Source organism: Pseudomonas sp. HB05 (assembly GCF_016756915.1).
GTDB classification, from domain to species: domain Bacteria; phylum Pseudomonadota; class Gammaproteobacteria; order Pseudomonadales; family Pseudomonadaceae; genus Aquipseudomonas; species Aquipseudomonas alvandae.
This window is the reverse complement of record NZ_JAESPG010000007.1, coordinates 1-7,700: the sequence shown is the minus strand read 5'-3', so window position 1 is coordinate 7,700 and position 7,700 is coordinate 1. Positions and strand designations below refer to the sequence as shown.

At 61.6% G+C, this 7,700-nt stretch carries 6 protein-coding genes; all 6 read right to left on the bottom strand.

Going from position 1 to position 7,700, the window contains the following annotated elements; translation table 11 throughout:
• Positions 1-133: 133 nt before the first annotated feature.
• On the bottom strand, positions 134-622 hold the full coding sequence (locus tag JMN22_RS09355; protein ID WP_198798046.1) for an RDD family protein: 489 nt from the start codon (positions 620-622) through the stop codon (positions 134-136).
• A gap of 93 nt (positions 623-715) precedes the next feature.
• Positions 716-928: a cold-shock protein gene (locus JMN22_RS09350; RefSeq protein ID WP_003175786.1), complete on the bottom strand. Its 213-nt coding sequence runs from the start codon at positions 926-928 to the stop codon at positions 716-718.
• A 393-nt stretch (positions 929-1,321) separates the two neighbouring features.
• Positions 1,322-2,446, bottom strand: a complete 1,125-nt coding sequence (gcvT, locus tag JMN22_RS09345) for a glycine cleavage system aminomethyltransferase GcvT (RefSeq protein ID WP_198798045.1) — start codon at positions 2,444-2,446, stop codon at positions 1,322-1,324.
• Between the two features lie 32 nt (positions 2,447-2,478).
• Entirely contained in the window at positions 2,479-3,855 is a 1,377-nt protein-coding gene (locus JMN22_RS09340) for an L-serine ammonia-lyase (protein WP_030140782.1), read from the bottom strand.
• Positions 3,856-4,041: 186 nt separating this feature from the next.
• A complete protein-coding gene (gcvP, locus tag JMN22_RS09335) occupies positions 4,042-6,891 on the bottom strand; it encodes an aminomethyl-transferring glycine dehydrogenase (RefSeq protein WP_198798044.1) in 2,850 nt (949 codons plus the stop codon).
• A gap of 10 nt (positions 6,892-6,901) precedes the next feature.
• Positions 6,902-7,285: a glycine cleavage system protein GcvH gene (gene gcvH, locus JMN22_RS09330; RefSeq protein ID WP_030140780.1), complete on the bottom strand. Its 384-nt coding sequence runs from the start codon at positions 7,283-7,285 to the stop codon at positions 6,902-6,904.
• Positions 7,286-7,700 lie beyond the last annotated feature (415 nt).

Here is a 7,700-nt window from a genome sequence, read left to right as displayed (position 1 = left end):
TATCCCCGCTGGGCCGCGAAGCGGCCCCATTTGGTCATTCTGACACTCTGTGGTGTCAGGTTCAGGGCCGCTTCGCAGCCCAGCGGGGATAAATCCCCTCGCCACACTGTATTCCAAGCATTATTTGGTGTCCCTACTTGGTCTTCTTGGGAATCCGCACCAACTGCGTATCCGAGTAGATGTCATGCCAGCCACGCTTGCGCTTGTCGAACAGTGCCCAGATGAAGCCTGCGCCGACCAGCAGCAGTGATGCAATCGACACCACGAAGCGCAACAACGCCTGCCACAGGCTGATGGCCGTGCCATCGGCGTTCTGCACGCGGATGCACCACACCTGCATGCCCAGGGTCTGGCCGTTGTGGGTCCAGAACTTGGCGAAGAAGCCGAACAGCACGAAGAGCAGCACTGTGGACAGTAGCGGATCGCCGTCCAGTGCGCCGGCATCGGTGAGGACGCGCATCTTTTCTTCGCCGATGATCGCCATCTGGATCATCTTGTACGCGCCGCTGGTGACGATCAGCAGTGCCGTGCATAGTAGGAAGTCATAGAACATCGCGGCCAGGCGACGGCCCAGGCCGGCGGGGGGAAAGTCACCCTGGGGGGTGAGCACGTGTTTCGACATGACGGCCTCGAACGAAAAAGAAGCCATTTTACGGATTTATGCCCATAAAAAAGCCCCTGATATCAATCAGGGGCTTTTTAGTTTGCGAAAGCCTTAGGCTTCGGCTTGGACCTCGTCAGCCTGCATGCCTTTCTGGCCTTGCACGGCGACGAAAGTGACTTTCTGGCCTTCTTTCAGGCTCTTGAAGCCATTGCCCTGGATGGCACGGAAGTGTACGAACAGATCCGGACCGCTTTCAGGGGTGATGAAACCAAAACCTTTTTCGTCGTTGAACCACTTGACGGTACCGCTCTGACGTTGGGACATTTTCTTATTTCCTTGACGCTAAATTAATGACAGCCTCTTTCCACACGAAAGAGTACTGGGGCTGGGTTGCAGGAAAGTAAGATGACGTCGAACGGGTTGTAGCTAACTTCGTAGGCTACTGCCCAGGTCACGATCCAAGCGACCCATGCAAACACAGTGATCAAACTCTACGCCAACTTCCAACGAAAAAACAACCCCCCTCAAGAGCCCGGATTTGCTCAGCTTGCCGGTGTTTTAGATGCTTCGCCGGGGAAGGCTTATTCAAAAGGCTATTCCGATTGTTCTGTGGCGTTATAAGCCCGGTTGAATATCACTACATGCACCTTTTTATGGCGGTTGCGTTACACATTAGTGCACGTTTAACGCAGCCGCGTTACTTATAGAAACAAGCAATCAACCTCGGTAGTAGCGCTGTGGAACGAATGGCATTTTGCTTACAAGCAGAGGCACTTTTTTCCCACGCACTATGGCCCAGACTGGTGTATCCAAGGCGACGTAGGCGCTGTCCAGATAACCCATCGCCAACGGACCGCCCAGTGTCGGCCCGAAGCCGCCGCTGCACACCGTACCGATGGTCTCGCCGGCTTCGTTGACGATCTCCGCGCCTTCGCGTACTGGTGTGCGTTCCTGGGGCAGCAAGCCGACGCGTTTGCGGCTTACGCCGTTCTGTTGCTGGGCAAAGACGGTTTCAGCCCCCGGAAAGCCCCCGGCACGTGCGCCATCGGCCCGGCGGACCTTGGAGATCGCCCAGAGCAGGCTGGCTTCAATGGGCGTGGTCTCGGTGTTCATGTCGTGGCCGTAAAGACACAGGCCGGCTTCCAGGCGCAGGGAGTCTCGTGCGCCAAGACCGATGGCGGCCACCTCTGGCTCGGCCAGCAGGGCGCGGGCGAGTTTCTCCGCATCGGCCGCCGGCACGGAAATTTCGAAACCGTCTTCACCGGTGTAGCCCGAACGGCTGACAAAACAGTCCACGCCCAGCAGCGTGACGCGCTGGAACTGCATGAAGGTCATTTTTGCCACGTCCGGCGCCAGGCGCGCGAGTACGGTGACCGCGGCCGGACCTTGCAGGGCGAGCAGGGCACGGGCTTCGAACAGCGGCTCGATGCTGCACTGGCCGCCGATTTTCCCTTGCAGGTGAGCCAGGTCTTGATCCTTGCAGGCGGCGTTGACCACCAGGAACAGTTCGTCGTTGCCCAGGTTGGCGACCATCAAGTCGTCGAGGATGCCACCGTTGTCGTTGGTGAACATCGCGTAGCGCTGCATGCCCACGGGCAGATCGATGATGTCCACCGGCACCAGGGTTTCCAGTGCCTTGGCAGCATCCGCGCCGGTCAGGCGGATCTGGCCCATGTGGGACACATCGAACAAGCCGGCCTGATCACGGGTGTGCTGGTGTTCTTTCATCACGCCCAACGGGTATTGCACCGGCATGTCATAGCCGGCAAACGGCACCATGCGGGCGCCGAGTTCGAGGTGCAGCGCGTGCAGCGGGGTTTTCAACAGTTGTTCGGTGGACATATCAGCTCCTGGAAAAATGAAAGTGGCACGCATCAGCATTCGATGATGTTGACCGCCAGACCGCCGCGGGCGGTCTCCTTGTATTTGCTTTTCATGTCGGCGCCGGTCTGGCGCATGGTGCGGATGACTTTGTCGAGGGAGACGAAGTGATGGCCGTCGCCACGCATGGCCATGCGCACCGCGTTGATGGCCTTCACCGAACCCATGGCGTTGCGTTCGATGCAGGGCACCTGGACGAGGCCGCCGATGGGGTCGCAGGTCAGGCCGAGGTTGTGTTCCATACCGATTTCGGCGGCGTTTTCTACTTGCTGCACGGTACCGCCCAACACTTCGCACAATGCGCCGGCAGCCATGGAACAGGCCACGCCGACTTCCCCCTGGCAACCGACTTCAGCGCCGGAGATGGAGGCGTTTTCCTTGTACAGGATGCCGATGGCGGCGGCGGTCAGCAGGAATCGCACCACGCCATCTTCGTTGGCCCCGGGAATGAAGCGCATGTAGTAATGCAACACGGCCGGGATGATGCCCGCCGCACCATTAGTGGGCGCCGTGACGACACGGCCGCCGTAGGCGTTTTCTTCGTTGACGGCCAGGGCATACAGGTTGACCCAGTCCAGCACTGACAGCGGGTCTCGCAAGGCCGCTTCGGGGTTCTTGCACAGCTGGCGATGCAACGCGGCGGCCCGGCGCTTGACCTTCAGCCCGCCCGGCAGGATCCCTTCGTTGCGACAGCCCGCCGCTACGCAATCCTGCATTACCTGCCAGATCTTCAGCAGGCCGGCGCGCGTTTCGGCTTCGGGGCGCCAGGCGCTTTCGTTGGTCAGCATCACCTGGCTGATGGACAGGCCATAAGTGCTGCAATGGGCCAGCAAGTCTTTTGCGCTCTTGAACGGGAAGGTCAGGGGCGTGGCATCTTCGACGATACGGTCGGCGCCCGCCGCGTCTTCATCGACGACAAAGCCGCCGCCCACCGAGTAGTACTCGCGGCTGCGCACTTGCAGGCCCGCCGCATCGAAGGCGCGGAAGATCATGCCGTTGGGGTGGTACGCCAACGGCTTGCGGATCATCGCCAGATGCAATTTTTCGTTGAATTCGATGGTGTGTTCGCCAAGCAGGTTCAGGCGACCGCTGCTGCGGATCTCCTGGAGCCGGGCGGTCACTGTTTCGGTGTCCACGGTGTCGGGATGCTCTCCTTCGAGGCCCAGCAGCACGGCCTTGTCGCTGCCGTGGCCTTTGCCCGTGGCACCGAGGGAACCGTACAGCTCGACTTTGACGCTGGCAGTGGTATTGAGCAGCTCATCACGACGCAACCCTTCGACAAAACGGGCCGCGGCACGCATCGGGCCGACCGTGTGTGAGCTGGAGGGGCCGATGCCGATCTTGAACAGGTCGAACACGCTTAACGACATGGTGTTTCTCCGGTTTCTTTTTATGGGATCGACTTTGAAGATGTGACTCAGGCCCCTTGTGGGAGCGAGCTTGCTCGCGATAGCGGTGTGGCAGTCACTCAAATGACAACTGACAGTCCGCTATCGCGAGCAAGCTCGCTCCCACAAGGGATATTCGGAGGGCGGATGGACCGCCCCCCTTCATGGTCAAGCGTAGCTTTCGATCGACGGGCAGGCGCAAACCAGGTTGCGGTCGCCGAACACGTTGTCGACCCGGCCTACTGGCGGCCAGTACTTGCCTTCGATCAATGACGCTACCGGGTACACCGCCTGTTCGCGGCTGTAAGGATGAGTCCACTCGCCGACCAGTTCCGCCGCGGTATGCGGGGCGTTCTTCAGCGGGTTGTCGTCCTTGTCGAGGCTGCCGTTTTCCACCGCGCGGATTTCTTCGCGGATGCAGATCATGGCGTCGCAGAAGCGGTCCAGTTCTTCCTTGGATTCGCTTTCGGTCGGCTCGATCATCAACGTGCCGGCCACTGGGAACGACATGGTCGGGGCGTGGAAGCCGAAGTCGATCAGGCGCTTGGCGACGTCATCGACGCTGATGCCGCTGCTGTCCTTGAGCGGACGCAGGTCGAGGATGCATTCGTGGGCCACCAGGCCGTTGCTGCCGGAGTAGAGCACCGGATAGTGCTCTTCCAGGCGACGGGCGATGTAGTTGGCGTTGAGGATCGCCAGTTGCGAGGCGCGCTTGAGACCCGCGCCGCCCATCATGCGGATGTACATCCAGGTGATCGGCAGGATGCTCGCGCTGCCGAACGGCGCCGCGCACACTGCGCCTTCCTTGCGTTCCATGTTGGCGTGGCCTGGCAGGAATGGCGCCAGGTGTGACTTGACGCCAATCGGGCCGACGCCCGGGCCGCCACCGCCGTGGGGAATGCAGAAGGTCTTGTGCAGGTTCAGGTGCGAGACGTCGCCGCCGAACTTGCCTGGCGCGCAAAGACCGACCATGGCGTTCATGTTGGCGCCGTCGATGTACACCTGGCCGCCGTTGTCATGGATGATCCCGCAGATTTCGCGGATGCCTTCCTCGAACACGCCGTGGGTGGACGGGTAGGTGATCATCAGCGCGGCGAGGTGCTCGCGGTGCTCGATGGCCTTGGCGCGCAGGTCTTCGATGTCGACGTTGCCACGGGCATCGCAGGCGGTCACGACCACGCGCATGCCGGCCATGTTGGCGGTGGCCGGGTTGGTGCCGTGGGCCGAGGACGGGATCAGGCAGATGTCGCGACGGTCTTCGCCACGGCTCTGGTGATAGGCGCGGATCGCCAGCAGGCCGGCGTACTCACCCTGGGAACCGGCGTTGGGTTGCAGCGACACCGCGTCATAGCCGGTGGCGGCGCAGAGCATGGCTTCCAACTCGTCGGTCAGTTGCTGGTAACCGGCGCTCTGCTCGGCCGGGGCGAACGGGTGCAGGGCGCCGAACTCGGCCCAGGTCACCGGGATCATTTCGCTGGCGGCGTTGAGTTTCATGGTGCAGGAACCCAGCGGGATCATGGTGCGATCCAGGGCCAGGTCCTTGTCGGCGAGCTTGCGCAGGTAGCGCATCAGCTCGGTTTCGGAGTGGTAACGGTTGAACACCGGGTGCCCGAGGATCGCCGATTGGCGTACCAGCTCGGCCGGGATGCGGCTTTGCACGTTGGCGGCCAGGGCGGCGAAGTCTGGCGCGGCCTTGCCGTCGGCCAACAGGCCCCAGAGGGTTTCGATATCCGCTTGGCTGGTGGTCTCGTCCAGGGACAGGCCAACACGCTCAGCGTCCACCACGCGCAGGTTGATGCGCTGGGCACGGGCCTTGTCGTGCAGGGCGGCGGTTTGCGCGCCGGTGTGCAGGGTCAGGGTGTCGAAGAAGCTCTCCTGCTCGACGCTCAGGCCCAGCGCGCCCAGGCCCTTGGCGAGGATCGCGGTCAGGTGATGGATGCGGTTGGCGATTTGCACCAGGCCTTTGGGGCCGTGGTACACGGCGTACATGCTAGCGATGTTGGCGAGCAGTACTTGGGCGGTGCAGATGTTGCTGGTGGCTTTCTCGCGGCGGATGTGTTGCTCGCGGGTCTGCATCGCCAGGCGCAGGGCCGGCTTGCCGAAGCGGTCCACGGAGACGCCGACCAGGCGGCCCGGCATGTCGCGCTTGAACGCATCCTTGGTGGAGAAGTACGCCGCATGCGGACCGCCGAAACCCAGCGGCACGCCGAAGCGCTGGGCGCTGCCGATGGCGACGTCGGCACCGAATTCGCCCGGAGGCGTCAGCAGGGTCAGGGCCAGCAGGTCAGCGGCGACGGCCACCAAGGCGTTGGCGGCGTGGAAGCGTTCGGTCAGTTCGCGATAGTCGAACAAGTCGCCATTGCTGGCCGGGTATTGCAACAGCGCGCCGAAGAAGGCGCTGACGTCGCTCAGTTCACGCTCATCGCCCACGACTACGTCGATGCCCAGGGGCTCGGCACGGGTGCGCAGCACGTCGAGGGTCTGCGGGTGGCTGTGCACGGAGGCGAAGAAGGCGTTGCTGCCCTTGTTCTTGCTCAAGCGCTTGCAGAAGGTCATGGCTTCGGCGGCGGCGGTGGCTTCGTCGAGCAGGGAGGCGTTGGCGATCGGCAGGCCGGTGAGGTCGCTGATCAGGGTCTGGAAGTTCAGCAGCGCTTCGAGACGGCCCTGGGAAATTTCTGGCTGGTACGGGGTGTAGGCGGTGTACCAGGCCGGGTTTTCCAGCAGGTTGCGCAGGATCGGTGCCGGCGTGTGGCAGTTGTAGTAGCCCTGGCCGATGTAGGTCTTGAACAGTTGGTTCTTGGCGGCGATGGTCTTGATCGAAGCCAGTGCGTCGGCTTCGCTCTGGCCGTCGCCCATGTCCAGCACGCTGGTGCCCTTGATGCTTTCCGGGATGACGCTGGCGCTCAGGGCCTCCAGGGAGTCGTAGCCCAGGCGCTCGAGCATGGCTTGCTCGTCGCTGGCACGCGGGCCGATGTGGCGCGCGATGAATTCGTTGGCAGTGCCGAGATTAACAGTCATGTGGCGCTCCTCAGGCTTCGGCGTTGGCTTTGATCAGGCGGTCGTAGGCGTCTTGATCCAACAGCTTAGCCACTGCGTCGGCGTCGGTCGGTTTAAAACGGAAGAACCAGCCTTCGCCCATCGGATCTTCATTGACCAGTTCCGGGCTGCCGTCGAGTTGGCCGTTCACTTCCAGCACTTCACCGTCCAGGGGCATGTACACGCCGCTGGCGGCCTTGACCGATTCCACGGTGGAGGCTTCGGCGCCTTTGGCATAGGCCTGCAACTCAGGCAGTTGTACAAAAACCACGTCGCCCAATGCGTTCTGCGCAAATGCGGTAATGCCTACTGTGACGGTGCCGTCGGCTTCGGCGCGCAGCCATTCGTGATCTTCAGTAAAACGCAACTCGCTCATGGAAACTCCTGGGGCCAGATTTCGTCTGGTGGACGCGAAGAAGGCGCGGGGCTTGGCCCGGCCGAATGGCTATACCCTTAGCAAGAACGTGGCCAATGTTTAAAAGTCTTTGTATATCAATGGAATGGCGGTTTTTCCAAGGCGCTCGGCATCTCAAGCTGTAGCGAAATCGCTACAGCTTGGAGGCTGGAAAAAATCGTTGTGGGATCAAAGTCTTGCACAGTGCTGGTTAGCGCCGGGTGTAGCGATATCGTTCCGCTGTAGCGCTTTCAGTACAGGTGGAGGTCGTTTTTGACGCTACTTTCGAATGCAACACAAGAATCCCTGTGGGAGCGGGCTTGCTCGCGAAGACGGTGTGTCAGCTAATTGGATGTCGACTGGCACACCGCTTTCGCGAGCAAGCCCGCTCCCACAT